This window comes from Rhodococcus sp. IEGM 1318 (genome assembly GCF_033142465.1).
Lineage (GTDB): Bacteria > Actinomycetota > Actinomycetes > Mycobacteriales > Mycobacteriaceae > Rhodococcus_F > Rhodococcus_F qingshengii_B.
In genome coordinates, this window is sequence record NZ_JAWLSC010000036.1 from 10,751 (window position 1) to 12,337 (window position 1,587).

Consider the following 1,587-nt stretch of genomic DNA (forward strand, 5'->3'; position numbering starts at 1 on the left):
GGGGTGTTCGCTCCGGTGAAAGATGAACTGACACTGGAGGACCTGACTGTGATCGGCGAGATCCCCACGGACCTCAACGGTGTCTACCTTCGGAACGGTCCGAACCGCCAGTTCCCGTCCACCGGGCGCTACCACATGTTCGACGGGGACGGCATGATCCACGCCGCCCACTTCGAGAACGGCAAGGTCAGATACCGCAACCGGTACGTCCACACTCGTTCTTTCGAGCAGGAATCGGAGGCCGGCGGCGCATTGTGGACCGGCCTGATGGAGAACCCCAAGGACAACCCGTGGGGTAACGGCCACGGACTCGGCATCAAGGACGCCTCCAATACCGACGTCATCTACCACCGCGGCCAGGTACTCTCGACGTGGTATCTCTGCGGAACACCGTACGCCGTCGATCCTCTGTCGCTGGAAACACTAGGTGCACAAGACTTCCTAGGCACCTTCGCCGGCGACATGATGGCTCACCCCAAAGTCGACGAGACGACGGGCGAGCTCATCTGGTTCGACTACGGGCCGGATATGGATTACCTGCGGTACGGAATCATCGGAGCCGAGGGCACGCAGACACATGAAACAAAGATCGACCTTCCCGGCCCCCGCTTGCCGCACGACATCGCGATCACCGAGAACTACTCGGTCCTCATGGATCTCCCGCTGGTACAAGACCATGCGGCCCGGAAAGCCGGCAAGTACCGGATCTTCTACGATCAGGCTCTACCCGCCCGTTTTGCTGTCATCCCCCGCCACGGGACAGGCCAGGACGTTCGTTGGTTCGAGGCGAAACCGTGCTACATCTATCACGTCGTCAACTCCTGGGAACAGGGCGACGAGATCATCATGGATGCCTGCCGAGTGAAGAACCCTCAGCACCAGTCCACCTTCGAGCATCCACTGTCCAACATGCTTGCATACATGCGTCTCGATGCGCAGCTCTACCGGTACCGTTTCAACCTTCGCACCGGAATGACAACCGAGACGCCGCTCGACGACGCCAACATCGAGTTTCCCAGCGTCGACTCGCGAATCATGGGCCGAGAGCATCGGTACTCGTACAACATGAGTCTCGCCAATGAACCCACCCTCCTCTTCGACGGACTCGTAAAATTCGACTCCCAGACCCAAACCAAAGAAGAGCACAAGTTCGGACCGGGACGATGGGGTTCCGAAGCGCCCTTCGCGGCGCGCGACGGCTCCACCAGCGAAACCGACGGCTACCTGGTCTGCTTCGTCAACGACGAAGCAGAGGATCGCGGCGAGATCAACATCTTCGATGCCGAGAACATCGAGGACGGCCCCGTCGCTCGCGTCCTACTGCCGCAGCGAGTTCCGTCAGGATTCCACGCCTGCTGGATCCGCGGCGACCAACTCCAGAAGGCATAGAGCTCTCGACAGAACAAGATCTCAGCAAGTATCTCGTGCCGCTGGTGGATCTCTTGGCAGCTATCCACCAGCGGCAGGCCTCAATCCGGCACACCCCATGAAGGACCGGCCACGCAATCGTCGGAAACCACAACGTCGATCCCAGCCGGCCTCGAGCCGAGCAACAGCACACCGGAGACCGACACGAAGTCGTCGCGA

General features: G+C 60.4%; 1 protein-coding gene. It reads left to right on the forward strand.

Going from position 1 to position 1,587, the window contains the following annotated elements; all coding sequences use genetic code 11:
• On the forward strand, positions 1 to 1,389 hold a 1,389-nt coding region (locus tag R4P65_RS32645; protein ID WP_317829640.1), incomplete at its 5' end, for a carotenoid oxygenase family protein.
• Positions 1,390 to 1,587: the final 198 nt, after the last annotated feature.